The 25736-nt window shown below is 70.7% G+C and carries 25 protein-coding genes; 13 read left to right on the forward strand and 12 right to left on the reverse strand.

Annotated features, from left to right (window positions below; all coding sequences use genetic code 11):
• Positions 1–15: 15 nt before the first annotated feature.
• From sigM to AB0A90_RS07035, 5 genes are all read left to right on the forward strand, one after another.
• The gene (gene sigM, locus AB0A90_RS07015) at positions 16–732 is read left to right on the forward strand and encodes an RNA polymerase sigma factor SigM (RefSeq protein WP_357244054.1); all 717 of its coding nucleotides are present in this window, start codon (positions 16–18) and stop codon (positions 730–732) included.
• A complete protein-coding gene (locus AB0A90_RS07020) occupies positions 729–1712 on the forward strand; it encodes a hypothetical protein (protein ID WP_357242960.1) in 984 nt (327 codons plus the stop codon). Before sigM ends, AB0A90_RS07020 begins: the two co-directional genes overlap by 4 nt.
• Positions 1713–1894: 182 nt before the next feature.
• Positions 1895–2845 carry a thioredoxin-disulfide reductase gene (gene trxB, locus AB0A90_RS07025; protein WP_357242963.1) on the forward strand — a complete coding sequence of 317 codons (951 nt, stop codon included), beginning with the start codon at positions 1895–1897 and terminating at the stop codon, positions 2843–2845.
• A 31-nt stretch (positions 2846–2876) separates the two neighbouring features.
• A complete protein-coding gene (trxA, locus tag AB0A90_RS07030) occupies positions 2877–3200 on the forward strand; it encodes a thioredoxin (RefSeq protein WP_053651673.1) in 324 nt (107 codons plus the stop codon).
• Between the two features lie 163 nt (positions 3201–3363).
• Positions 3364–4527 (forward strand): N-acetylmuramoyl-L-alanine amidase, encoded by a 1164-nt coding sequence (locus tag AB0A90_RS07035; RefSeq protein WP_357242966.1) that lies wholly within the window; start codon positions 3364–3366, stop codon positions 4525–4527.
• A 16-nt stretch (positions 4528–4543) separates the two neighbouring features.
• Here AB0A90_RS07035 and AB0A90_RS07040 read toward each other — a convergent pair whose 3' ends face one another.
• Positions 4544–5209, reverse strand: a complete 666-nt coding sequence (locus AB0A90_RS07040; RefSeq protein WP_357242969.1) for a GNAT family N-acetyltransferase — start codon at positions 5207–5209, stop codon at positions 4544–4546.
• A 295-nt stretch (positions 5210–5504) separates the two neighbouring features.
• Here AB0A90_RS07040 and AB0A90_RS07045 point away from each other — a divergent pair, with 295 nt between their 5' ends.
• Together AB0A90_RS07045 and AB0A90_RS07050 are read left to right on the forward strand one after the other, a co-directional pair.
• The gene (locus AB0A90_RS07045) at positions 5505–6821 is read left to right on the forward strand and encodes a PLP-dependent aminotransferase family protein (RefSeq protein ID WP_357242972.1); all 1317 of its coding nucleotides are present in this window, start codon (positions 5505–5507) and stop codon (positions 6819–6821) included.
• A 7-nt stretch (positions 6822–6828) separates the two neighbouring features.
• Positions 6829–7833 carry a D-alanine--D-alanine ligase gene (locus tag AB0A90_RS07050; RefSeq protein WP_357242975.1) on the forward strand — a complete coding sequence of 335 codons (1005 nt, stop codon included), beginning with the start codon at positions 6829–6831 and terminating at the stop codon, positions 7831–7833.
• A gap of 239 nt (positions 7834–8072) precedes the next feature.
• On the opposite strand, the gene AB0A90_RS07055 is transcribed toward AB0A90_RS07050, so the two are convergent.
• The 9 genes from AB0A90_RS07055 to rpmH all read right to left on the reverse strand — a co-directional run bounded on the left by AB0A90_RS07055 (position 8073) and on the right by rpmH (position 17074).
• Positions 8073–9266, reverse strand: a complete 1194-nt coding sequence (locus AB0A90_RS07055; RefSeq protein ID WP_357242978.1) for a hypothetical protein — start codon at positions 9264–9266, stop codon at positions 8073–8075.
• Positions 9267–10899: 1633 nt separating this feature from the next.
• Complete coding sequence (locus AB0A90_RS07060; RefSeq protein ID WP_357242981.1) at positions 10900–11913, reverse strand: ParB/RepB/Spo0J family partition protein; 1014 nt, start codon at positions 11911–11913, stop codon at positions 10900–10902.
• Positions 11914–11940: 27 nt separating this feature from the next.
• Complete coding sequence (locus AB0A90_RS07065; RefSeq protein ID WP_357242984.1) at positions 11941–13260, reverse strand: AAA family ATPase; 1320 nt, start codon at positions 13258–13260, stop codon at positions 11941–11943.
• A gap of 256 nt (positions 13261–13516) precedes the next feature.
• A complete protein-coding gene (gene rsmG / locus AB0A90_RS07070) occupies positions 13517–14227 on the reverse strand; it encodes a 16S rRNA (guanine(527)-N(7))-methyltransferase RsmG (protein WP_357244057.1) in 711 nt (236 codons plus the stop codon).
• Between the two features lie 142 nt (positions 14228–14369).
• Positions 14370–14990 carry a R3H domain-containing nucleic acid-binding protein gene (locus AB0A90_RS07075; protein WP_357242987.1) on the reverse strand — a complete coding sequence of 207 codons (621 nt, stop codon included), beginning with the start codon at positions 14988–14990 and terminating at the stop codon, positions 14370–14372.
• A 211-nt stretch (positions 14991–15201) separates the two neighbouring features.
• Positions 15202–16197 (reverse strand): membrane protein insertase YidC, encoded by a 996-nt coding sequence (gene yidC / locus AB0A90_RS07080; RefSeq protein WP_357242990.1) that lies wholly within the window; start codon positions 16195–16197, stop codon positions 15202–15204.
• Positions 16198–16199: 2 nt separating this feature from the next.
• A complete protein-coding gene (gene yidD, locus AB0A90_RS07085; protein WP_357242993.1) occupies positions 16200–16490 on the reverse strand; it encodes a membrane protein insertion efficiency factor YidD in 291 nt (96 codons plus the stop codon).
• Positions 16487–16903 (reverse strand): ribonuclease P protein component, encoded by a 417-nt coding sequence (gene rnpA, locus AB0A90_RS07090; RefSeq protein WP_357242996.1) that lies wholly within the window; start codon positions 16901–16903, stop codon positions 16487–16489. The genes yidD and rnpA overlap by 4 nt, the downstream gene beginning before the upstream one ends.
• A gap of 33 nt (positions 16904–16936) precedes the next feature.
• On the reverse strand, positions 16937–17074 hold the full coding sequence (gene rpmH / locus AB0A90_RS07095; protein WP_007453904.1) for a 50S ribosomal protein L34: 138 nt from the start codon (positions 17072–17074) through the stop codon (positions 16937–16939).
• Between the two features lie 631 nt (positions 17075–17705).
• Between rpmH and dnaA the strand changes: the two genes are divergently transcribed.
• The 5 genes from dnaA (at position 17706) to AB0A90_RS07120 (ending at position 24102) form a co-directional block, all read left to right on the forward strand.
• Complete coding sequence (dnaA, locus tag AB0A90_RS07100; RefSeq protein WP_357242999.1) at positions 17706–19535, forward strand: chromosomal replication initiator protein DnaA; 1830 nt, start codon at positions 17706–17708, stop codon at positions 19533–19535.
• Between the two features lie 772 nt (positions 19536–20307).
• On the forward strand, positions 20308–21441 hold the full coding sequence (dnaN, locus tag AB0A90_RS07105) for a DNA polymerase III subunit beta (protein ID WP_357243002.1): 1134 nt from the start codon (positions 20308–20310) through the stop codon (positions 21439–21441).
• 40 nt (positions 21442–21481) lie between these two features.
• A complete protein-coding gene (gnd, locus tag AB0A90_RS07110; protein ID WP_357243005.1) occupies positions 21482–22354 on the forward strand; it encodes a phosphogluconate dehydrogenase (NAD(+)-dependent, decarboxylating) in 873 nt (290 codons plus the stop codon).
• 16 nt (positions 22355–22370) lie between these two features.
• Positions 22371–23504, forward strand: a complete 1134-nt coding sequence (gene recF / locus AB0A90_RS07115) for a DNA replication/repair protein RecF (protein WP_357243008.1) — start codon at positions 22371–22373, stop codon at positions 23502–23504.
• Between the two features lie 61 nt (positions 23505–23565).
• Positions 23566–24102 (forward strand): DciA family protein, encoded by a 537-nt coding sequence (locus AB0A90_RS07120; RefSeq protein WP_357244060.1) that lies wholly within the window; start codon positions 23566–23568, stop codon positions 24100–24102.
• Between the two features lie 10 nt (positions 24103–24112).
• Here AB0A90_RS07120 and AB0A90_RS07125 read toward each other — a convergent pair whose 3' ends face one another.
• Positions 24113–24337: a hypothetical protein gene (locus AB0A90_RS07125; RefSeq protein WP_357243012.1), complete on the reverse strand. Its 225-nt coding sequence runs from the start codon at positions 24335–24337 to the stop codon at positions 24113–24115.
• A 118-nt stretch (positions 24338–24455) separates the two neighbouring features.
• Here AB0A90_RS07125 and AB0A90_RS07130 point away from each other — a divergent pair, with 118 nt between their 5' ends.
• Positions 24456–24944 carry a MarR family transcriptional regulator gene (locus AB0A90_RS07130; RefSeq protein ID WP_357243015.1) on the forward strand — a complete coding sequence of 163 codons (489 nt, stop codon included), beginning with the start codon at positions 24456–24458 and terminating at the stop codon, positions 24942–24944.
• On the opposite strand, the gene AB0A90_RS07135 is transcribed toward AB0A90_RS07130, so the two are convergent.
• Positions 24929–25483, reverse strand: coding sequence for a hypothetical protein (locus tag AB0A90_RS07135; RefSeq protein WP_357243018.1), 555 nt, complete (start codon positions 25481–25483; stop codon positions 24929–24931). The genes AB0A90_RS07130 and AB0A90_RS07135 overlap by 16 nt on opposite strands.
• Positions 25484–25736 lie beyond the last annotated feature (253 nt).

Here is a 25736-nt window from a genome sequence, read left to right on the forward strand (position 1 = left end):
CCGCAGGACGTGGTGATGGACGGGCGCGCCGCCGCTTCGGATCTGGAGCTGCTGCGCGCCCACGTCGACGGCGACCGGCAGGCCTTCGCCGAGCTGTTCCACAGGCACCGCGACCGGCTCTGGGCGGTCGCCCTCCGTACGCTCGGCGATCGTGAAGAGGCCGCCGACGCACTCCAGGACGCGCTGCTCAACGCGCACCGGGCCGCCGCCCGCTTCCGTGGTGACTCCGCCGTCACCACCTGGTTGCACCGGATCGTGGTGAACGCCTGCCTGGATCGGATCCGTCGCCGGCAGGCGCACCCGACCGTGCCGCTGCCGGACGGCAACCGCGCGGGGGACGGCTCGGGCACCGGCGGTATCGAGCCGGTCGCGCCCGCACCGGACCACGACACCGCGCTCGTGGTCCGCGAGGCGCTTGCCGCGCTGCCCCTCGAGCAACGTGCCGCGCTGGTGCTGGTGGACGTGCAGGGCTACCCGGTCGCCGAGGTTGCCCGCATCCTCGGTGTCGCCGAGGGGACGGTGAAGAGCAGGTGCGCCCGGGGGCGGGCGCGGCTGGCCGTGCTGCTCGGGCATCTTCGGCCCGCCGGCACCTCGCCGCCGTCGGCCCGCCCGGACCCACCCGGCCCGACCGGGGAGGTGCCGGGCGTCACGCCGGGGAACCCGGGCCCGGCCGAGGGCGTCGGATCGGGGTCGGGTCGATTCCGGCGGGACGCCAACCAGGAGGACACGTGACGACCGAGGGGTTCCGGGAGGTCGACGACGACCTCCTCGCTGACTACCTCGGCGGGGCGTTGGACGGCACCCCGCAGCAGGAGGAAGTCGCCCGGCTGGTGTCCACGGACCCGGCCTGGGCCGAGGCGTACGCCCTGCTGGCACCCGCGCTCGCGGAGGTCCGCGCGGACCTGGACCGCTGGGCCGAGCCGTCGCCGCGGATGCCGCAGGCGATCTTCGACCGTCTCGCCACCGCGCTTGTCGACGCGGGGCCGCTGGTGGAAGACACCACGACCGACGAGGCTGCCGACGTCGACCGCCCTACGACATCGCCTGTCGTACCGGTGCAGGGCGGGTCCGGTCGATGGGCAGCCATCCCCGCACCGGTCCGTTCTGGTCGCCGGGCATCCACCGGCCCAGGTCGTCGGACCGGTTGGCTCCGCCGTGGTGCGCCGGTGGCTGCCGCCGCGATCGCCGTCGTCGCGCTCGCGCTGGGCCTCAACCAGCTGTCGATGCGCGCGGGCGACGACTCCGGCACCAGCGCCCTGGAAGAACCGGTCCGCGCGCCCGCGGACGCCGCGGCGGCCCGCACCATCGGCCCGACACTGCGCAGCGGTACGGACTACACCCCGCAGACCCTCGGCAACGCGCCGAACGTCGACCGGCAGACCACACCCGGCCGGACGAGCGGTGCCGCCCCCGGCTCCCAGCCGGGCGTGGCCACCGAGCAGGAGCGACGCTCGTCGCCCGACGGGCTGGACCAGTTGGCCCGGCTTACCACCGAGGCGGCACTGAGCACCTGCCTGGCCGAGGTGGCGGCGGAGCACGGATCCGCTCCACTGGCGGTCGAAGTGATCGACTACGCGCGTTTCCAGGGCGAGCAGACGCTGATCATCCGTTTCACCGACTCGACCGGGGCCCGCTGGGCCTGGGTGAGCGGCCCGGAGTGCGGAGTGCCGGGGTCCGGCGCGGACAGCCGGTATTCGGCGCGGGTAGGGTGAATCCACGGTCATCGGCACGATGACCACCCACGTGACCTGACCCACCAGATGCCCGTCTCGGGAATCCCCGCTTCGTACGATGACGTTCTGGAAGTCAGCTGTCGACCCCACCCAGGCGTCGGCAACTCGGATCAGCATCGGTGCGCTCACCGACGCTGAACACACACACTCGGGAGACGGCAGTGGACGAGGTCCGCAACCTGATCATCATCGGCTCCGGGCCGGCCGGCTACACCGCGGCGGTCTACGCCGCACGCGCCAACCTGAAGCCCCTGATCATCGAGGGCGTGCAGTCCGGTGGTGCCCTGATGACCACCACCGAGGTGGAAAACTTCCCCGGCTTCGCCGACGGCATCCTCGGCCCCGAGCTGATGGACAACATGCGCAAGCAGGCCGAACGGTTCGGTGCCGAGTTCCTCACCGACGACGTGACCCGGGTCGAGCTGGTGGACACCGGCGACGCCGGTTCCGGCGCGGTGAGCACCGTGTGGGTCGGCGAGACCGCCTACCGGGCCCGATCCATCATCCTCTCCACCGGTTCGGCCTGGCGTCCGCTGGGCGTGCCCGGTGAGCAGGAGTTCCTCGGCCACGGCGTCTCCTCCTGCGCCACCTGCGACGGTTTCTTCTTCCGCAACCAGCACATCGTGGTCGTCGGCGGCGGCGACTCGGCGATGGAGGAGGCCAGCTTCCTCACCCGCTTCGCCGAGTCGGTCACCATCATCCACCGCCGCGACTCGTTCCGGGCCAGCAAGATCATGGCCGAGCGGGCGTTGAGCAACGAGAAGATCAAGGTCGAGTGGAACAGCGCCGTCGAGGAGATCCTGGGCGACGACGGCAAGGTCACCGGCGTACGGGTCCGCAACGTGCACACCGGTGACACCAAGGTGTTGGACGTGACAGGTGTGTTCGTGGCCATCGGTCACGACCCCCGCAGCGAGCTCTTCCGTGGTCAGGTCGACATGGACGACGAGGGCTACGTGAAGGTCCAAGCCCCCGGCACCCGCACCAACGTCCCCGGCGTCTTCGCCGCCGGTGACCTGGTCGACCACACCTACCGTCAGGCGATCACCGCGGCCGGCACCGGCTGTGCCGCCGCGCTCGACGCCGAACGGTTCATCGCGACGCTCAGCTGAACCAAGTAACACATCCCGGAGGAGGGGCACAGTGGGAAATACCAAGGCGGTCACCGACAAGAGCTTCGTCGCTGACGTACTGCAGGCCGACAAGCCGGTTCTGGTGGACTTCTGGGCCGAGTGGTGCGGCCCCTGCCGCAAGGTGTCGCCACTGCTCGAGGAGATCGCCGGCGAGATGGGCGACCGGGTCAGCATCGTCAAGCTCAACATCGACGAGAACCCGGAGACCGCACGCGCCTACCGGGTCATGTCGGTGCCGACGCTCACCGTGTTCAAGAACGGCCAGCCGGTGCAGTCGATCGCTGGTGCCAAGCCGAAGGGCGAGCTGGTCCGGCTCATCGAGTCGGCTCTCTGACCAGCAGAAACATTCACCGAACCCCGTACCCGCTCGTCGGGTGCGGGGTTCGGTGTCTTTCCGGCCGACGTTTTTCCCGGCCGTGCCACCTCGCCACCCCGAAACGCATAGCCTCAACCCTGGGCCGCCCGGCCAGCCAGTGTCGTGCAGAGGGGGTCGTGCCGTGCGTCCGATCCGATCCGGTGACCGGGGACCCGCGGTCACGGAGATCCGCAGCATCCTGACCGGCCTCGACCTGCTCGCCGCCGCCGGACCGGCCGCCGACGAATTCGACCTCGACACCGAGCGGGCGGTCCGCGCGTTCCAGCAGTCCCGGGGCCTCAGCGTGGACGGCCGGGTCGGGGCGGAGACCTGGCGCGCCCTGGACGCCGCCCGCTGGCGGCTCGGCGCCCGCACCCTCTACCACGCGGTCCCCGACCCGCTCACCGGCGAGGACGTCCGGTCACTGCAGGAGCGGCTGCTGGAGATGGGGTACGACGTGGGCCGGGCCGACGCCATCTACGGCATCCGGACATCCCGGGCGGTCGCCCAGTTCCAGCGTGAGGTCGGCCTCACCCCCGACGGATCCTGCGGCCCGCACACCATGAACGCGTTGCGCCGGATCGGCCGCAAGGTCGTCGGTGGCCGACCGCAGTGGCTGCGCGAGTCCGACGCGATCCGGCAGTCCGGGCCGGCGTTGGTCGGCAAAACGGTGGTCGTCGACCCCGGGCACGGCGGCACCGACCCCGGGATGGTGGTGCCCGACGGGTCGCTGCGCTGGACGGAGGCGGACCTGATGCACGACCTGGCCAGCCGGCTGGAGGGGCGACTCGCCGCGACCGGGGTACGGGTGCAGCTCACCCGCGGCCCGTCGCCCGACAGGTGCCTGCCGGACACCGACCGGGCGCTGCTGGCCAACTCGCTGGGCGCCGACGTGTTCATCTCGCTGCACCTGGACGGCCACGCCAACCCCGACGCGGAGGGTGTCGCCACCTACCACTACGGCACCGACAACGGCGTGACGTCGGCGACCGGTGAACGCCTGGCCGGGCTGGTGCAGCGGGAGATCGTGGCCCGCACGGGGCTCCGGGACTGCCGTACCCACGCCAAGACCTGGGACCTGCTGCGGCTGACACGGATGCCGGCCGTCCGGGTCGAGGTCGGCTACCTCACCTCGCCCACGGACCGCGCCCAACTGGTCGACCCTCGGTTCCGCGACCGGGTGGTGGAGGCGATCGTGGCGGCCGTGCAGCGGATGTACTACCCGATCGAGCGCGACGTGCCCACCGGCTCGCTCGACGTCAGCGAACTGCGGGCCGTCGTCACCGCCGGCACGGTGATCGACTGATCCGCCGGTTCGGCGATCAGGTGTTGGTGGAGCGGGTGGCCGGAGCGGGCCGGACCGGGCGGAGCAGCGTCTCCGGGCTCATCGAGCCGAGCAGCTTCTCCAGCGCGTACTCGACGTCGGACTTCCAGCTCAGCGCGGTCCGCAGCTCGAGTCGCAGCCGGGGGAAACGCGGATGCGGACGGACGGTCTTGAACCCCACGGAGAGGAAGAAGTCGACAGGTGCCACGCAGCCGCCCACGGGGTCGTCCGCGTCGCCGAACTTGGCGTCGCCGAACGCCTCGATGGCCTTGATCCCCCGCTTGGTCAGGTCCCGGGCGACGCCCTGCACCAGCATCCGGCCCAGCCCGCCACCGGCGAACGCGGCGACCACGTTGGCGGTCATCAGCAGCGCCGCGTCAGCGGAGACCGGCGAGGTCGGGAACGCCATCGAGCGGGGCACGTAGGCGGGCGGCGCGTACGTCACGAAACCCGCCGGCATGCCGTCGACGTACGCGAGTTTGCCGCAGGAGCCCCACTCCAGCAGCGTCTGGGAGACCCACGCCTCCTTCTCCAGGCCCGGATCGCCGGCGGCGCAGGCCCGGTCCGCGGAGACCGGATCAAGCTCCCAGTAGACGCACTGCCGGCACGGGCGAGGGAGGTCTTCCAGGGTGTCGAGGGTCAGGCTGACCAGACGTCGCGACATATGGCGCATCCCCACAATAGGCTCGGTGGTAGGAGCGGCACGCAACGACAGCGCCGCCTTCCTGCTCCGACGAGCGATCGTACGCCGCCGATCGGCGATCCGGGAGGGGACGCGCAGATGCCCACCAGATCGGGGGACGCCGACGAGGGTCCGCCATGTGGTCGATCCGCTTCGGTACGGCGACGACACGACACCGGCGGATTAGGATCGACAATCGGTGTCCCTTCCGCCATGGTCATCAGGGGATGGGGTACCCCGGGGCGGCAGCCACCCGAGCAGCGATCGAGGTGAGGTCATGACCGGCACGACACTCGACGACTACACCGACCGGTACGCCCGGCGGGTACGCGGAATGACCGCCTCCGAGATCCGAGCACTGTTCGCGGTCGCCAGCCGTCCAGAGGTCGTCTCGCTCGCCGGTGGCGCACCGTACATCGCCGCCCTTCCGCTGGACGCGGTCGGTGAGATGCTCGGCCGGCTCGGCTCGGAGCACGGCGTGACCACCCTCCAGTACGGCATCGGCCAGGGCACCCTCGAGCTGCGCGAGCGGATCTGCGAGGTGATGTCCCTCTCCGGGATCGACGCCGCGTGTGGTGCCTCCCCCGAGGACGTCGTGGTCACCGTCGGCGGGCAGCAGGCACTGGACCTGGTGGCCCGACTCTTCCTCGACCCGGGTGACGTGGTGCTCGCCGAAGGCCCGACGTACGTCGGTGCGCTCGGGGTGTTCCAGGCCGCCCAGGCGCAGGTCGTGCACGTGCCGATGGACGCGGACGGGCTGATTCCGGAGGCGCTGGAGGCGGCCATCGCCGACCTGGCCCGCGCCGGGCGGCGGGTGAAGTTCCTCTACACGATTCCCACCTACCAGAACCCGACCGGCGTGACGCTGAGCGAGGAACGCCGCGAACGGGTGCTCGACATCTGTGAGAGCGCCGGCCTGCTCGTCGTCGAGGACGACCCGTACGGTCAGTTGGGGTTCGAGGGTGACGCGCCGGCGCCCCTGCGGGCCCGTCGCCGGGACGGGGTCTTCTACCTCAGCACCTTCTCCAAGACCTTCGCGCCCGGCCTGCGGGTCGGTTGGATCCTGGCGCCGCACGCGGTCCGCGACAAGCTGGTCATCGCCAGCGAGGCGCAGATCCTCTGCCCCAGCGTCTACGCCCAGACCGCCGTCTCGACCTACCTGGGCACGATGCCCTGGCGGCAGCAGCTCAAGGTCTACCGCGAGGTCTACCGGGAACGCCGGGACGCGCTGCTCGACGCGATGACCGACCTGATGCCCGAGGGCACCAGCTGGACCACGCCGGCCGGTGGTCTCTTCGTGTGGGCCACCCTGCCCGACGGGCTCGACTCGAAGGCGATGATGCCCCGCGCGGTCGCCGCCCGGGTCGCCTACGTGCCCGGCACCGGCTTCTACGCCGACGGCACCGGCACCGGCGCGATGCGCCTGAACTTCAGCTTCCCGCCGCCGGAGCGGATCCGCGAGGGCGTCCGCCGGCTGGCCGGTGTGATGGAGCAGGAGATCGCCATGCGCCGGGTCTTCGGCGCCGTGGGTGGCGGCGCCGCCGGCCGACGCGGCCGGGCCGGCTCCGACGTGCCAGGGCCCGACTTGGCATGATGCCGGCATGGGTACGACCGCCGCCGAGCGCCTCCTCGTGACCGATCCCGCCGTTCCGGCCGACCTGCGGGTCGTCGTGCTCGCCGGTGGGCTCTCCTACGAACGGGACGTGTCACTGCGCTCCGGTCGCCGGGTGCTCGACGCGCTGCGCGCCATCGGCGTGGAAGCCGAGCTGCGGGACGCCGACGTGGCCCTGCTGCCGGCACTGGCCGCCGACCCGCCGGACGCGGTCGTCATCGCACTGCACGGCGCCACCGGTGAGGACGGATCGCTGCGCGGCGTGCTGGACCTGTGCGACATCCCGTACGTCGGTTGTGACGCCCGCGCCTCCCGGGTCGCCTGGGACAAGCCGTCGGCCAAGGCGGTGCTCCGCGAGAACGGCATCCCCACCCCGGACTGGGTGGCCCTCCCACACGACCGCTTCTCTGAGCTCGGCGCGGTCGCCGTACTGGATCGGATCGTCGACCGACTGAGCCTGCCGCTGATGGTGAAGCCCGCACAGGGCGGATCGGGGCTGGGGGGCGCGGTGGTCCGGGACGCCGCGGCGCTGCCCGCCGCGATGGTGGGCTGCTTCGCGTACGACTCCACCGCCCTGGTGGAGCGGTACGTGCCCGGGATGGACGTCGCGGTCTCCGTGATCGACCTGGGCAACGGACCGCAGGCGCTGCCACCGGTGGAGATCGTGCCGCGCAACGGCGTGTACGACTACGCGGCCCGCTACACGGCCGGGCGCACCACCTGGCACGCTCCCGCCCGGTTGGACCCGGAGGTGTCCGCCACCGTCGCCGACGTGGCCCTCGCCGCGCACACCGCGCTCGGTCTGCGGGACCTCTCGCGGGTCGACGTGATCGTGGACGCTGCCGGGCAGCCGCACGTGTTGGAGGTCAACGTCTCGCCGGGCATGACGGAGACGTCGCTACTGCCACTCGCCGTGCAGGCAGCGGGGCTGGACTTCGGCCGGCTCCTCGGCACCCTGGTCGCCCGAGCGGCGGCCCGCGTCACCACTGCCTGACCCACCCGCCACCGCCTCGGTGCGACACGGCTCGCGGGCCGAACCGTCTCGGTTGCGACACGGCTCGCGGGCCGAACCGTCTCGGTTGCGACACCGCTCGCGGGCCGAACCGTCTCGGTTGCGACACGGCTCGCGGGCCGAACCGTCTCGTGGTGCGACACCGCTCACGGGCCGACCACAAGGTTTGCCCGGCTGCCGCGAGCCCGGACCGCCGCGCCACCCTCCTGGTCGGTCCCTGCTCAGCGAGCCTTACGTACGTCGGATGCGTCCGGGCCGTTGCCGTGGGCGGGCACGGCAGGTGAAGCACCCGCAGTGTCGCCGTCCGCAGCCCCGCTGTCCGGGTCGGCCCTGTCCGGGTCAAACTCTGGGGCGGTCTCGTTGACTGCGTTGGGGGCGGCTTCGACATCGGTGTTGCCCGCCCGCTCACGAAGGGCTGCGGCACCGCCGAGGTTTGCGGACCCGCCGGGAGCCGACTCGTCGGTACCAACGGCGCCGGCCGCTGAGGTGCCGGATGCGGGCTCGCCGACTGCTCGGGAGCCGGCTGCTGAGGTGCCGGCTGCTGGGTCGGTGGTTGCACCGGGTGGCTCATTGCTGGCGGATGCCGGTCGAGCGGATCCACCCGTCGGTTCGGTATCGACCGCCGAGCCGGCGTCCGAGCCCAGGACGACGGGACCGGCTGTGGATGCTCCGTCACCACCGGTCTGATCGGCGCTGGCGTCGGGCTCCGGCGCTGGTTCCGGGATTTCCTCTGCTGCCTCGATGACCGAGGCAGCCAAAGCTGCCTCCGCCGATGCTGCCTGGGCGGCGGCAGCGGCGTCTGCAGCGGCGGACTGGGCCAGCAGACTGGACGGTGCCTGCCATTGAATCCGGGGTGGCTCGGCAAGCGGACGGCCGCCGAACTCGGCAAGCCAGGCCGCGACGAGCGCCAGATTCTCCCGCCACTGTGCCTCGGAGATCGGCGGCAGGATCGAATCCCACAGTGACAGGAAGGTGCCCCGCAACTGGAGGCGACCGTACGGTCGGGCGAGGAACCACATGTGCAGGTGGGCCGAGCCGTCTCCCCACCGGTTGACGTGCACCCGCGCCACACCGTCGAGCGACCGGATGGCCCGTTCCAGCCGTACGGTCATCACGCCCAGCTCGGCGGCGAGCAGGTTCGGCAGGTCGCCGAGGTCGAGGTGGGTTCGCGATTCCAGGATGAGCACCATGGGCAGGCCGGTGGGCCGGTCCATGGCACGGACCCGCCACCGCTCGCCGACCCAGATATAGGCCTCGTCGGGTGCGTTGCAGGCGGTGCATTCCCGGAGACCCTCGCCCTTCCGGGGCGGCTCGACCGGGACCGGATCATCGAGTTGCTTCACGTGGAGGTCCCCCTCGAAGGGAAACGACGGCCACTGCGTGAAGTCCGGGACTGAGGGAGGGGTGTCGTGCACGACGCTGACCCTAACCGAGTCTGGCACCGCTGTCCCTACCTGTTTGACCGCTCCCGACCGACCAGATCAGTAGCCTCGGTCGGCCACGTGTGCCACGTCACCACCGAGCGGTGAACCGATATCCACAGGCTGCCGAGATCCCCAATACAGGCCGTCATCCACAGGCTCACACCCGCTCTCACGCGCTGTTTCACGTGAAACAGGGGGTGCCTGTGGACAAAGGGTGTGGATAACTTTTCGGCCGGTCGGTCGTTGTCCGCGGGTTGCTGGACGAGCGGCAGCAACTGCTCGACTGCGCCGGCCAGATCCGGCCGAACTGCCGTCCGTTGCCGCTGCGGAAGCTGACCTCAGCAACCGCCTACGCCGGCCGCTGGACGCGCCGGCAGTCCTGGTGTCGGTATCGGCAGCGGATAGGTGGTCGACACCCATGGGAAGGACGGGGGTTACGGCGGGCGGCGGCCTCCTCCCGGAGACGATCTCCGTGCCGTGCCGTCGCCCCCCGAGGGTACGTCCACGCCGACACGTCGCTGCGAGGTCGCCGCGCTTCCGCGCGGCGAGCGCCGCGGAGTGAGGGCGAGTGCCGCGTTGGACCGAGGCACGTGGGGCAGCGTCGGTCGCCTGACGCCGCGTCCACGCCTCGGGGAGCGGAGGCCCGCGATCACGGGCGTGGAGCGAGCCGCCTCCGCAACGGACCGATGATGCGTGGCGCATCAGCAACGTCGGAAGCCGCCGGAGATCGGGGAAGCGCGCGGCAGCACCCGGACGACGACGGAGGTGCCGGCCGAGCGTCAAGCACCAACGATCGGAGCCCTCCGCCGAACCTCGGGCACCAACGGCCGGGAAGCCCTCACGGTCATGCACCGACGACCGGATGCCTCTCGCCGAGCCTCAGCGCACCGGCGACCGCATGCCTCTGCCGAGCCTCACCGGTCGGGCACCAACCGCCGGAGCACCTCGCGGGCCGTCGGACAACCGCCGGAGGACCTTGTCCACCGTCAGGAACCGGCGGCAGGCGTACGACGCCAAGTGTCAACCACCGACGGCCGGCGACCCCCGGCCTACCTCAGACCGACCTGAAGGCACCGCCGCCGAGCACCGGAAGGAACGATCGGTGGCAGCAGCCACACGTCGAGCGGTAGAGCGGGGAGTCGCGGCAGAGCCCTCTGAGGCCGCATTCGCGTCGAGAGGCCTGCACGGCGGCGTGGGCCGATGGGAGGTCACCCTGCGGCACGCGAGGCCGCAGCGAGCCACTCAGCGGCCGCAACGACGCCTCATGGTCATTCCCGGGTGGGCCCGAGGGCGTTCCCGTCCAGCGATCTCCGTTTCACGTGAAACGAGCCCGGCCCGGTCCGCCCCGGGCCGACGCCGCACCCTGCACGCCGAGCCGTAGCCCTACCTCGCCCGGATTCGCCGAGCGCCGACTGCTGGCTGGTCCCGGGGGCGCTGACAGGTGACGGCGCGGGGTATCGCGGTCGGCCTCGCGGCGGGGGTCACCGACAACGCCAGCACAGCAGAAACCCGCGTCCCGGAAGCGCGTGAAACGGCGGCCGTTTCACGTGAAACGCGGTGAGCCGGATACGGAACGGCCGCGCTACCCGGAGGGGTGCGCGGCCGTCGGTGGAGAGGGCGGCACTCAGTCGCCGCTCTCCTCCTGCTGCACTCCGATGATCCCGACGATCCGCTCAAGGTCGTCCACGGTCGCGAACTCGATGGTGATCTTGCCCTTGCTCCGGCCGATGTCGACCTTCACCCGGGTGTCGAACCGGTCGGACAGTCGATCGGCAAGATCGGTCAGGGCCGGCGCGTGCGCCTTCGGCCGGCGCTTCGCCGCCTGCCCCTTCGCCGGCCCGTCGTTGAGCGTCAGGGCGACAATCTCCTCGGTCGCCCGAACCGACAGGCCCTCCGCCACGATCCGCAATGCCAACTGCTCCTGCGCCTCGCTGCCGTCGAGGCTCAGCAGCGCGCGGGCGTGGCCCGCCGACAGGATCCCCGCGGCGACCCGGCGCTGCACCTGGGCCGGCAGGTTCAGCAGCCGGATCGTGTTGGAGATCTGCGGGCGACTCCGACCAATCCTGCGGGCCAACTCTTCGTGGGTGGCCCCGAACTCCTCCAGCAGTTGCTGGTAGGCGGCGGCCTCTTCGAGAGGGTTCAGATTGGCTCGGTGGATGTTCTCCAGCAGGGCGTCGCGGAGCATGGCGTCATCACGGGTGTCCCGGATGATCGCCGGAATGCTGTCCCGCCCCACCGCCTGGGCGGCCCGCCAACGCCGCTCGCCCATCACCAGCTCGTACTTCTCGTCGTCGAGCTGCCGGACGACGATGGGCTGAAGGAAGCCGACCTCCTGGATGGAGGTCTTGAGCTCCTCCAGTGCCTCCTCGTCGAAGACCTGGCGGGGCTGCTTCGGGTTGGGCAGGATCGCGTCGACGGGGATCTCGGCGAATCGCGCTCCGGGTACCGGACTGAGCGTGGGCTCCGGCTCGTGCACCGTCGGCTCGACGGGCACCGTCGAGACGGCCGCAGTGCCGGTGTCGTCCGCGTACTCGTTCTCCGGCTCCGCCATGACGGTGCCGGCGGCACCCGGAACCGGCCCGGTCGGGATCAGCGCTCCCAGGCCCCTACCCAGACCGCCCCGAGGACGGTTCTTCATGCCTCGCCTCCCAGCGACTCGTCCGCACTACGCATTCCGGCCCACCGGCTCCTTGACGCCTCGCTCGGCAATCTCCTGGGCGGCCTCGAAGTAACTCGTGGCTCCCCGCGATCCGGGATCGTAGGTCATCACCGACTGGCCGTAGCTGGGTGCCTCGGAGACCCGGACGTTGCGGGGGATGACCGCCTGGAGAACCTTGTCGCCGAAGTGGTTCCGGACGTCCTGCTCGACGGCGTCAGCCAGCCGGGTACGCCGGTCGTACATCGTCAGGAGGATCGTGGAGACATCGAGCTTCGGGTTGAGGTGTTGGCGCACCAGGTTGATGTTGTTGATCAGCTGGTTGAGCCCTTCCAGGGCGTAGTACTCACACTGGATCGGGATCAGCACCTCCTGCGCCGCAACCAGGGCGTTGACCGTGAGCAGGCCGAGCGACGGCGGGCAGTCGATGAAGACATAGTCGAACTCGCCCGGGTAGGCGGCGATCGCCCGGTCCAGGCGCGACTCCCGCGCCACCACCGACACCAGCTCGATCTCGGCGCCGGCCAGGTCGATGGTCGCGGGTACGCACCAGAGATTGGGGATGCCCTCGACCGCCTGGGCCACCTCGGCCAGGGGCACGCTGTTGATCAGACAGTCGTAGACGTCCGGGATTCCGGTGTGGTGCGGGACGTTGAGCCCGGTGGAGGCGTTGCCCTGCGGGTCGAGGTCCACCACGAGCACCCGGTTGCCGTGCAGGGCGAGCGCCACCGCAAGGTTGACGGTGGTCGTGGTCTTGCCCACGCCGCCCTTCTGGTTGGCGACGCACATGACCCGGGTCCGGTCGGGCCGAGGCATGGTCACCTCGCCACTGGGATTCAGGATCTGCACGGCGCGCATCGCCTCCATAGCCAACGGTGGGTCATCCTCTTCGCGCGTCGGGGTTTCACGTGAAACGTACGTGGGGTCGGCCGCCACGGCAGCCAACGACTCGGTCGAAGCGACAGGTGGGTCGGCGATCACCGGAGCGGCGTCCCGGACGGCCGCCGCGTTGGGCTGGTGCGGAACCGCCGGCTCGAAGCGAACCGCTCTCGCGGTGTTGCGCCGTCCCAACGTCTGCCGCACCTCCGCGACATTGGCTGGTCGGCTCGACCCCTCCGATGTCCGTCGAGCCGCCGCCGGGTCCACGACCTCGGGCCCGGTCTGTTGAGCCGCCGGCTCTCCGCCGAACACCAGCGGATCGCCGTCCGCGGGTCGAGTCGCCGGCCCGGTCGCGTCCGGCGACCAGCTCGGGTAGTCGGTTTCACGTGAAACGGGATCGCCTGTCGACCCGGTCACGCGTGGATCGTCGTACCTGCCGTCGTCATGCACCTGTCATCCCTGCCCGCTTCGGATGGTCGGTCCGCGCCCCGGTCAACTTGGCCACACCCACGCTCGCAACCCAGAGCGTACGGCTCACGGGAGCGGTCGGAGACCCGCGACGTCCGTCGCCCGCTCCACACTATCGACGCGCGGTCAGCCTACGGCGGACGGGCGCGGCCGGTCCACGTCGGGTTCTCATCCCCTTGTCCATCCGCACCGGTACAACGAGGCAACCCACCCGCCGGAAGCCCGATGACGCGAAGTGTCAGCGTCGACGAGGGCGACCGCTGCGGGAGCGCTTGTTGGCCGCCACGCGTGCCGGGCCGACCATCCGCTCGCGCACGATCTCCACGACGGTGGTGGGTGGATCGATGACCCCGGTCCCACAGAGGTGCACCGCCGGCTCCCCGCCACCGAGTCGCGCCACCACCTCGGCGTGCTCCTCGATCTCGGCCGCCGCGGACGAACCCTTCAACGCCAGCAGCCGGCCACCACGGACCGCCAGCGGGAGACTCCAGCCCGCCAGGCGATCCAGCGGCGCGACCGCGCGGGCGGTCACCACGTCGCCGCTTATGGGTTCCCGACCGCTCGACCCGGTAGCCGCCTCGTCCGCCCGACCACGGAACACCCGCACCGACTTGGCCAGACCGAGTCGTTCGACGACCTCGATCAGGAATGACGTGCGTCGCGCCAGCGGCTCGATCAGGGTGACCGTGAGATCCGGGCGCGCGATGGCCAGGACCAGACCCGGCAGGCCGGCACCGGACCCGACGTCGAGGACCGACGCGCCGGACGGGATCCGCTCGGCGACCGCTGCGCAGTTGAGCAGGTGCCGGTCCCAGATGCGAGGTGCTTCCCGGGGGCCGATCAGACCGCGGACCACCCCGTCGGTGACCAACAACTCGGCGTACGAGGCAGCCAGGTCGAGACGATCGCCGAAGAGGGAGAGTGCGGCCGGGGCCAGTTCGGGCGGCAGCGCCGCGTCGGCGGGCGACGGGGTGGTGCCGAGTCGATCTGGGTCGGCACCTTCCCCATCGGGCTGGACAGCGGACGGCCCGAGCGGCGTACCGCCCGGGCCGGTCACGGCGTCGGCCGTGTTGTCGTCGTGGGTCACCCGGTCAGTCCGCTGGCCGTACGACGATGCGCCGGTTCGGCTCCACGCCCTCGGACTCGCTCGCCACCCCGGACATCGCGTTGACCACGTCGTGCACGCACTTGCGCTCGAACGCGGACATCGCCTCCAGGCGAACCGGCTCGCCGTACTCCTTGACCTTCTCGACGGCGTTCTTGGCGACCGCGGCGAGTTCCTTACGGCGGTTCGACCGGTAGCCACCGACGTCGAGCAGCAGCCGGCTCGGCGTTCCGGTCTGCCGGAAGACGGCGAGGCGGGTCAACTCCTGGAGCGCCTCCAGGGTGGCTCCCCGCTGGCCGACCAGGTTCTGCAGCCGCTCGCCGACGACCTCGACCATCGGGCGCCCCGCGGCGACCAACTCGTCGATGTCACCGTCGTAGTCGAGGATGTCGAGCAGCCCCTCGACGTAGTCGGCCGCGATCTCGCTCTGCCGGAACAGGTCGCTCTCGCTCACTGCCTTCTTCACCCTGCCGCCGGCAGCGGTATCGGTGTCGTCGTCGGCCGCGCTGTCGTCGTCGGTCTCGGTGTCGTCACCGTCCACCGCGAGCGTTGCGGTCTCCTCCTCGTCCAGGGCCTGCTCGGCGCGGGGGATGCTGGTCTCGGTCACGGTCTCATCTCCGTACTCGCTCGGCCGGACCCTCGGGTCCGACTGGTTTCCCGGGGCCGGCTGGAGGTCGCCGGTGCCCGCGGGCACGTCTGTACGGGCAGTGTCGCCCGTGGCCGCACGATGCGCGGTCGGTTCCGCTCGGCGCCACCGGACGGCGGCTGCGCGGTGCGGAACGGGCCGCCGCCGGTCACCCGGCGACGGCCCTCTGAGCTCAGCCCTGCCGCTTGGCGGGACGGCTCTTCTTCGGGTTGTTCGCCGGCTTGGCACCTGGCTTCGGCCCGGCCACCTTGGGCGCGGTCGCCTTGACCGGCGCCGGCGGGGCCGCCTTGCCGCGACCGAACAGACCACCGGACTTGGCGGGCTGCACCGGGTTGCGGGTGGCCGCGGGGGCGACGGCCTTCTTGGCGGTCACCGGCGGCGGGAACTTCCGCAGCACCCACTGCTGCTGGCCGAGGGTGAAGAGGTTGTTGGTGACCCAGTAGATGATGACGCCGATCGGGAAGATCGCGCCGGAGATCAGCAGCGACGCCGGGATGCCGTAGAGCATCAGCCGCTGGATCATCCGCTGCTGCGGGTCCTCCGCCCAACCGGTCTTGAGGATCATCTGACGGCTGGTCAGGTAGGTGGTCGCGATCATGACCAGAACCAGGATGCCAGCAATGATCTTGACGGTGCTGCCGGTGGCGCCGAGCCGGGCCAGCTCGTCGGCCGTCGAGCCGAACTTGCCGGCGATCGGGGCGGTGAAGAGCTTCGCCTGCGAGGCGCTCTCGAACTGGTCGACGCTCCACCCGTACAGGGTCTTGCCCTGGTTCGCCGGGTCCAGTCGCTTCAACGTGTGGAAGAGACCCAGGAAGACCGGGATCTGAAGGAACATCGGAAGGCAACCCATCAACGGGTTGGCCTTCTCCTTCTTGTAGAGCTCCATCATTTCTTTCTGGAGCGTCTCCCGGTCACCCTTGTGCTTCTCCTGAAGCTCCTTGACCTTGGGCTGGAGCGCCTGCATCGCCCGCTGGGACTTGATCTGCTTGACGAAGACCGGGAACAGGATCACCCGGACGGTGACCACCAGGAAGATGATGGACAGGATCCAGGCGAAGTTGGTGCCGATCACCGCACCAACCGGCACCCCGATGGCGTCCCAGGCGGAGTGCCAGGTCAGCAGGATCCACGAGATCGCGTAGTAGATCCAGTCGAGGCTAAAGTCCACTCTCAGGCTCCAGTCACATCAGCACGACGGCGGCCGCCCGGCTCCGGCACCGGGTCATACCCACCAGGGTGGAAGGGGTGGCAGCGCAACAGCCGCCGGACCGCCAGCGCGGCTCCCCGGAGCGCGCCGTGCCGAGCGACCGCCTCCTGGGCGTACGCGCTGCACGACGGGTAGAACCGACAGCGGGCCGGCAACGCCGGACTTATCCACCGACGGTACGCGATGATGGGCGCGATCAGCACCTTGGCACCGGTTGTCGACGCGCGTGGACTGGTCTTCTCGGCACCGGTCATCGGGACCGCCGCTCGCGGGGGGACCGGGCGACCGCGATGGCGGCATCCAGGTCGGTGGCGAGGCGGGGATACGACGCCTCCGCCGCTGCGGGCAGCGCCCGGACGACAAGCGTGCTGCCGGCGGGCAGGGCGGTCAACCGGTCCTGGACCAGTGCCCGCAGCCGACGCTTGACCCGGTTACGGATCACCGCGTTGCCGACGGCCTTGGACACGACGAAGCCGGCGCGGGGCGACGCGGATGACTGCTCCGCACTGTCGTCCCGCACCGGCTCCGACGAGGTCGAAAGGTTGGGGTCGGCGAGCACCGGCACGCTCAGGTGGACCACGACGGCGCCACGTCCGGCGCGTCGGCCACCGCGAACCGCTGCGGCGAAGTCAGTGCTGCGCCGCAGTCGCTGCGCGGCGGCCAGCACGACTGCCCACGTCCCCTGACCGGCCCGGTCGGCTCAGGCCGACAGGGTGGTGCGACCCTTGGCGCGACGGCTCGAGAGGATGGCACGGCCGGCACGGGTGCGCATGCGCAGCCGGAAGCCGTGGGTCTTCGCGCGCCGGCGGTTGTTCGGCTGGTAGGTGCGCTTGCTCACGTCAGGCTCTCCGTTTTCGTACGCGCCCCGCGCGACGGGATCGCCGGGGTCGTGTGGTGGTGTCCAGGCCACCTCGACGGTGGCCCCCGATCGGTGCTGTCCGGCGGGGCGAGACCTCGACGACGCGGGGCATGCGACCGCGGACAGCAAGCACCCATCACCCTAGCAGAGGGCGAGAAAGCAGCCGTTCCAGCCTACGCAGGGGGGCAATGACCGTCAAACACCCCGAGGAGCGGCCAACAGGACGCGCCCGGGGCAGGAGGGTGGTTTTCGCTGATGCCGAGAAGGGTGCCGCCGCGTCGCCGGTTGATGGCGCAGGGACAACGCTGTTACCGTGCCCGATTGCGGTGAGCGTCGGAAGCGTCCGGTCGTCGCACAGGCAAGACCGGACAAGGTAGTGAATCGTTCGGCACGGTGAACCCGCTTCAGCGCCCGGTCAGGCAGGGGGCAGGTCCCACCCGAGTCCGGCAGCGGCCACAATCGGTCGGTACACAGGCTGTGGATAACTTGTGGATGACCACCGGTCGATCGTCCGGGTGGGGTGTTGTTCCACCCGCGAACGCGGCGGGCCCGGGACGGCCGGCTGGCAGACAGCGGCGGCCGGGAGCAGAGGCGAGGGGGTGGCACGACGGTGGCCGGTACGACCGACCTTGCCGCAGTGTGGTTAGCGGCGACCGACGAGCTTGCCGACGAGATCATCTCTGCTCAGCAGCGCGCCTACCTCCGACTGACCCGGCTGCGGGCGATCGTCGAGGACACCGCGCTGCTCTCCGTGCCGGACGCGTTCACCCGTGACGTGATCGAGTCACGGCTGCGCCCGGCGATCACCGAGGCCCTCACTCGCCGGCTCGGCCGGCCGATCCAGGTGGCGGTCACCGTTCGGGTGGCCGAGGATGCCACGGGCCGACCGGCCGGCACCGTCTACCGCAGCGCCCCGGAGCCCAGCCCGTTCGAGGTCGAGGGTCCGGCTGCCGCGCCCTTCGACACCGACCACGGCGCACGAGCGCACGCCGACACGATGATCCCCGAGCAGTCACACGCGCCGCGTACGCCCGAGCCGGTCGCGCCACCCGCACCCACGGGTCCGCCGCTCGCGCCGAGCGTCGACGCGCATCGTCCCGGGATGATCCCCGCCAGCAGGGACGGGCAGGAGGCGTTGTTCAGCGCCTCCTTCGCGGAGCCGATGCGGTCGCCCCGACCGGGAGCGGACCGGCGTGGCTACGACGAGCAGGCCGGTCGCCTCGACCCACCCGGCCCGGACACCCGGCCCTACGAGCCGCGCTACCGGGAAGATCCGGGGTCGCCGCGCGACCAGCACGTGATCCGCGCGATGCCCCGCGACGGTGGCACGGACAGCGGCCCGGGGCGCAGCGGAGTGGACCACCGGGCGGGTGGCCGCGACGACCGCCGGCTGCCCGGCGCCGACACCGGCGGCAACCGACTCAACCCGAAGTACATGTTCGAGACGTTCGTCATCGGGTCGTCCAACCGGTTCGCCCACGCGGCGAGCGTGGCGGTGGCGGAGTCACCGGCGAAGGCGTACAACCCGCTGTTCATCTACGGGCACTCCGGGCTGGGCAAGACGCACCTGCTGCACGCCATCGGGCACTACGCCACGACGCTCGGCAACGCCCGCTCGGTCCGGTACGTCTCGACCGAGGAGTTCACCAACGACTTCATCAACTCGCTCCGGGACGACAAGACCAGCGCGTTCCAGCGGCGCTACCGCGACGTCGACATCTTGTTGATCGACGACATCCAGTTCCTGGAGAACCGCGAGCGTACGCAGGAGGAGTTCTTCCACACCTTCAACACCCTGCACAACGCCAACAAGCAGATCGTGATCACCTCCGACCGGTCGCCGCGTCAGCTCGCCACGCTGGAGGACCGGATGCGAACCCGGTTCGAGTGGGGACTGCTCGCCGACATCCAGCCACCGGACCTGGAGACGCGGATCGCGATCCTGCAGAAGAAGGCGGCGCAGGAGCGGATGTACGCCCCGCCGGACGTGTTGGAGTTCATCGCCTCCCGGGTGTCGAACTCGATCCGGGAACTGGAGGGCGCGCTGATCCGGGTGACGGCGTTCGCCAGCCTGACCCGGTCGACAGTCGAGCTGTCCCTGGCCGAGGAGGTGCTCCGGGACTTCATGCCCGACGGCGCCGGGCCGGAGATCAACGCCGACCAGATCATGGCCTCGACCGCTGACTACTTCGGGGTGAGTCTGGAGGACCTGCGCGGTCAGTCCAGGTCCCGGGTGCTGGTCAACGCCCGCCAGGTGGCCATGTACCTGTGTCGGGAGCTGACCGAGCTGTCGCTGCCCCGGATCGGGCAGGCCTTCGGCGGCCGGGACCACACCACGGTCATGCACGCCGACCGGAAGATCCGTCAGCAGATGGCAGAGCGTCGCTCGCTCTACAACCAGATCGCCGAGCTGACCAACCGGATCAAGCAGAACAGCTGAGGCGTACGCCGCCGTCGCGGCGGCACGCGGCCCAGGAAACGCCCGACCGGGTCTCCGGTCGGGCGTTTTTTCGGGCCTGGGGCTGGACTCTCGACATGGTGTAGGCCACACATTGAGGCCGTGACCGCCTCGACTCCCACTCGTTGTCCACAGCTCGTTGTCCACCGTCGGTGGATAACTACGGTCCGTCCCTCGCCGGTTACCCACAGGCTGTGGAGAAACCCTGTGTACGGAGCTGTGGACGCCTGGGGACAACCGTCGAGTTATCCACCGACAACCGTCCAGCTGTGTACGAGCTGTTGAAGGTTCTGGGGATGACGGCAATGGTGATCTTCATCGTCATCCACAGGCTTGGGGAGAAAGTCGGTGGATTACCGGTGGACAACCGGTGGACAACGGTGGACAACCGAGCGCCGAGATCGGCCTGTGGACAGGCAGGCCGGTTGTACCCCCGGTTCTCCACAGCCAATTCACCTGTAGATAAGGTGTCTGAGCTGCGCAGACTCGGGTTTTCCACAGTTTGCACAGGTGCGATGAAGACGATGAGTTATCTCTTCTAAGAGAACAAAAACCAATCATCACCGTTGGGCTTTCTGTGGATCGTGCCGAACGCTGCCCGATCGACAGGTCAGCACCGACACGAACCATGGGGTCGGGCGCACAGCCGATACCCCCGCGCCCTAAGGTGCGATGGGTACCCGCACGGTCGGGCGGGACGGTAGGCAGCGGTCGGCATGAGAGAGTTGTCGCTGACGTCGACGCGGAGGCATTGATGAAGTTCCGAGTGGAGCGCGACGCGCTCGCCGAGGCCGTGGCGTGGACCGCGAAGAGCCTGCCCAACCGGCCATCCGTACCGGTGCTCGCCGGGGTGATGCTCCGGGTCACCGACGGCAACCTGCGGGTTTCCGGGTTCGACTACGAGGTCTCCAGCCAGGTGACCGTCGAGGTGCAGGGCGACGCCGACGGCGCCGCGCTCGTCTCCGGCCGCCTGCTCGCCGAGATCACCAAGGCGTTGCCGGCCAAGCCGGTGGACATCGCCGCGGTCGGCGCGCACCTTGAGCTGGTCTGTGGCAGCGCCCGGTTCACCCTGCCCACCATGCCGGTGGAGGACTACCCCGCGCTGCCTGAGATGCCGCAGAGCGCCGGCACCGTCGACGCGGCAGCGTTCGCCACCGCGGTTTCCCAGGTGGCCATCGCCGCCGGTCGGGACGAGACGCTGCCGATGATGACCGGCGTCCGCGTCGAGCTCTCCGGCAACACGCTGTCGATGCTCGCCACCGACCGATACCGGCTGGCGCTGCGCGAGATCCAGTGGCAGCCGGACGACCCCGAGGTCAGCATCAACGCCCTGGTGCCAGCCCGCACCCTGAACGACACCGCCAAGGCTCTCGGCCCGCTGGGCGGCGAGGTCACCCTCGCCCTCGCCCAGGGCGCTGCCGGCGAGGGAATGGTCGGTCTGGCCGGCGGCACCCGGCGTACCACCAGCCGCCTGCTCGACGGCGCCAACTACCCGCCGGTGCGTTCGCTCTTCCCGGCCACCCACAACGCCGCCGCCCGGGTTTCGGTGAGCACCCTCATCGAGGTGGTCAAGCGGGTCGCGCTCGTCGCCGAGCGGACCACTCCGGTGCTGCTGAGCTTCAGCGCGGACGGCCTGGTGGTCGAGGCCGGCGGTTCCGAGGAGGCACGAGCCAGCGAGGCGATGGAGGCCACCTTCACCGGTGACGCGCTGACCATCGGGTTCAACCCGCAGTACCTCATCGACGGCCTGGCCAACCTCGGCTCGCAGACCGCCGTGCTCTCGTTCGTCGACGCCTTCAAGCCCGCGGTGATCTCGCCCGCCGGCGAGGATGGAGAGGTCATTCCGGGGTACCGGTACCTCATCATGCCGATCCGCGTCTCGCGCTGATCGCGCCCAGCAACACCCAGATCCACGGAGGTAGAAACACATGCAGCTCGGCCTTGTAGGACTCGGCCGTATGGGCGGCAACATGCGGGAGCGGTTGCGCACCGCTGGTCACGACGTTGTCGGCTTCGACCACAATGCGCAGATCAGCGACGTAACGACCCTCGCGGGCCTGGCTGAGAAGCTCGAGTCGCCCCGCGCGGTCTGGGTCATGGTGCCCGCCGGTGTCACCGACGCCACCATCGACGAACTGGCCGAGGTGCTCGGCGAGGGCGACATCATCATCGACGGCGGCAACTCGCGCTTCAGCGACGACGCACCCCGGGCCGAGCGGCTCAACGAGTGGGGCATCGGCTACATCGACGTCGGCGTCTCCGGCGGCGTCTGGGGTCGGCAGAACGGCTACGGGCTGATGGTCGGTGGCGCCCAGGAGCACGTGGACCGGCTGATGCCGATCTTCAGCGCGCTCAAGCCGGAGGGAGAGTTCGGCTTCGTGCACGCCGGGCCGGTCGGTGCCGGGCACTACTCGAAGATGGTGCACAACGGCATCGAGTACGGCCTGATGCACGCCTACGCCGAGGGCTACGAGCTGATGGCGGCCTCGGAGTTGGTGACCAACGTGCCGGGCGTCATCAAGTCCTGGCGGGAGGGCACCGTCGTCCGTTCCTGGCTGCTCGATCTGCTGGACCGGGCGCTCGACGAGGACCCGGAGCTGGCCGACCTGAGCGGCTACACCGAGGACACCGGCGAGGGCCGGTGGACCGTCGACGAGGCGGTCCGGCTGGGGGTGCCGCTCAACGTCATCACCGCCTCGCTGTTCGCCCGGTTCACCTCGCGGCAGGACGACTCGCCCACCATGAAGGCCGTCTCCGCGCTGCGTCAGCAGTTCGGTGGCCACGCCGTCCACAAGCGCTGAGCGGTATCCACAACCTGTGTATGTCCACCGGCTGGAACTTGTCGACTTCCGCTCGTACGAGCGGGTGGCCGTCGACCTCCAGCCGGGGGCGAACGTCCTGACCGGCCCCAACGGCGTCGGCAAGACCAATCTCGTCGAGGCGCTGGGCTACGTGGCGACCCTGGACTCACACCGGGTCGCCACCGACGCGCCGCTGGTCCGGATGGGCGCCACCGCCGCGGTCATCCGCTGTGCGGTGGTGCACGACGGCCGGGAGCTGCTGGTCGAGTTGGAGATCGTGCCCGGCAAGGCCAACCGGGCACGGCTGGGCCGCTCACCGGCGCGGCGGGCGAGGGACGTGCTCGGTGCCCTGCGACTCGTGCTCTTCGCCCCGGAAGACCTCGAGCTGGTCCGGGGCGACCCGTCCGAGCGCCGCCGCTACCTGGACGACCTGCTGGTCAACAGGCAGCCCCGGTACGCGGGAGTGCGGGCCGACTACGAGCGGGTCGTCAAGCAGCGCAACGCCCTGCTGCGTACCGCGTACCTGGCTCGCAAGACCGGCGGGTCGCGCGGCGGTGACCTCGGCACCCTCGCCGTCTGGGACACCCACCTGGCCCAGCACGGCGCGGAGCTGCTCGCCGGCCGACTGGAACTCGTGGCCGCGCTCACCCCGCACGTCGCCAAGGCGTACGACGCGGTGGCCGCCGGCCGGGGCGCGGCGAGCATCGCCTACCGACCCTCGATCGAACTGGCCGAGCCGACCACCGACCGGGCCGCGCTGACCGACGCGCTGACCACCGCACTGGCCGCGTCCCGCTCCGCCGAGATCGAACGGGGCACCACCCTGGTCGGTCCGCACCGGGACGAGCTGGCGCTGACTCTCGGCCCGCTGCCCGCCAAGGGGTACGCCAGCCACGGCGAGTCGTGGTCGTTCGCGCTCGCGCTGCGGCTGGCCGGGTACGACCTGCTGCGCGCCGACGGTATCGAGCCGGTGCTGGTGCTCGACGACGTCTTCGCGGAGCTGGACACCGGCCGTCGGGAGCGACTGGCGGAGCTGGTCGGCGGGGCGAGTCAACTGCTCGTCACCTGCGCGGTGGACGATGATGTGCCAGCCGCTCTGCGCGGTGCCCGCTACCAGGTCGGCGAAGGGACGGTACGCCGTGTCGGATGAGCCACGCCCCAAGCGACCGGAGGCCGGTAAGGGCGACGCCGCGGGCGCGCGTACCCCGGGGGTGGAAGCGGCGGGCGGTGCGGAGGCCAGCGGTCCGGAGCTGGCTCGGGCGGTGCTCGACGCGGCGCTGTCCCGGCGGCAGGCGGCGGCCCGCGCCCGGCGTACCCCTGGTGGTGCGGGCGGCGACACGGCCGGCGGGTCGGGACGGCGGTTGCGCGGTTACTCCGGCCCCGGCCCCGACCCGCGCGACCCGCAGCCGCTCAGCGCGGTGCTGAACCGGCTGGTGAAGGCGCGGGGCTGGCAGCAGCCGGCGGCCGAGGCCACCGTGTTCGGCGCCTGGGAGCGAGTCGTCGGCGCGGAGGTCGCCCAGCACAGTCGCCCGGTCAAACTGGAGAACGGCGAGCTGACGGTGGAGGCACGCTCGACCGCGTGGGCGACGCAACTGCGTCTGCTCGCCGGCTCGCTGCTCAAGCAGATCGCCAGCGAGGTCGGCCACAACGTGGTGCGCAAGCTGCACATCCATGGCCCGGCCGCGCCCTCCTGGGGCAAGGGGCCGCGCCGGGTACGCGGCCGGGGGCCCCGCGACACGTACGGCTGAGTCGGGCTCCTCAGCCCTTTCCTGCCTCGCGGGCCGCTCGCCTGCGTTCGCGCTGTTCCCGGGTGTAGCGCTTGCGTTCGGCCAGGTCGCGTTTCCACGCCTCGCGAGCCTCGGTCGAACCGCCCTGAACCGCACCCTGGACACCCTCGGCCGGGCCGGCGAGGTGCCGGAAGGCCCAGCTCAGGAGTCGGCCGCCCTCGCCTGGCGCCCTGGTGACCGCACCGTCCTCGCTCATCTTCCGCCCTCTCCCGCCGCGTGTCCGTCCGCCCGTTCCACGAGCAGATGGTTGGGGCACCAATGATTGGTACACCAATGATCGGTAGAGTAGTCACCGTGGCTGGTACGAGCAACCGATGAGCGATCGACCGGATCGCGACGACCCGTTGGCGCTGGAGCAGCAGGTCTGCTTCGCCCTGTCGGTGGCCGCGCGCAGCGTGGTGGCCGTCTACCGGCCGCTGCTGGAACCGATGGGGCTGACCCACCCGCAGTACCTGGTGATGCTGGCGCTCTGGCAACACGCCCCGCTGTCCGGCCGCGACCTCAGCCGCCTGTTACAGCTCGATCCGGGCACACTCTCACCCCTGCTCAAGCGGCTCGAAGCGGCCGGCTACCTGCGCCGCGAACGCGACCCCGGCGACGAGCGCAGTCTCGCCGTCACGCTCACCGCCAGCGGCGCCGCCCTGCGGAGCCAGGCGGAGCTGATCCCGGCCGCGATCGTGCAGCGGCTCGGGCTGCCGGTCGAGGACCTGCAACACCTGCACGCGGTGCTCACCCAGGTGATCGCCGCCGCCAACCGACCGGCCGCCTCGGAGGCCGACGCGGCGGGTCAGACGTCGGCGTAGACGGCGAACCCGCGCTCCGCGCAGCGCCGGTAGAAAGCGGCAAGCACGCCCATCTCGGCGCAGGTGAAGTTCCACTGCGGCGGGTCGCCGCGCTCGTCGCGCAGCGCGTCGAGGCGGCTCTCCAGCCACCGCAGCTGCTGCTCGGCCAATCTGCCGTCGCCGAGCAGCGAGCGCAGCACCGTACTCACCGACTCGAAGGTGACCACCTCACCGTGCGGGCGGTGCCCGGCCACGAACCGCTCGATGCCGCTGGCGATCCAGGCGCAGCCGTCCGGGTCGATCACCGGGTCCTCGTCCTCGGCGGCGGCATCTGTGGCGTACAACACACCTTCCAGGCCGAGGAGCAGATCCACCAACTCGGTGTACGCCGTGGCCCGGATGGTGCCGGTCTTCGCGATCAGCTCGGCCAGCGCCGCCGTCGGCGCGGAGATCCGTGGCAGATCGACGATCTCGCCGAAGTCGACGAACTCGGCCGGCGCGACCGGATCATAGAAGCGGCCGGTCCGCGGCCAGTGCACCGCGACGTTGTCCAGCCCCATCTGTCACCTCTTAGAGAGCACGTGTCGGGTCGATCGGGTCGATCGTCCCGGTTCCGGCCGGTAAAGATCAAGCCTGGTTCCGGAGCGCCGCAAACGTACGGCACGGGGGCTTCGGCCGCGACCCCCGACCCGCCCGAGCGCGGGTCAACCCGTTCGGGGACGGCGCGTGCGATCGGACCCTGGCGTGTGGGGGGAGTCGCGGGCAACGGGGTTCTGCCGGCTACGGACTTCTCAGCCGCCTCTCTGAGGGTGC

The sequence above is a fragment of the Micromonospora sp. NPDC049204 genome (assembly GCF_040647935.1).
Lineage (GTDB): Bacteria > Actinomycetota > Actinomycetes > Mycobacteriales > Micromonosporaceae > Micromonospora.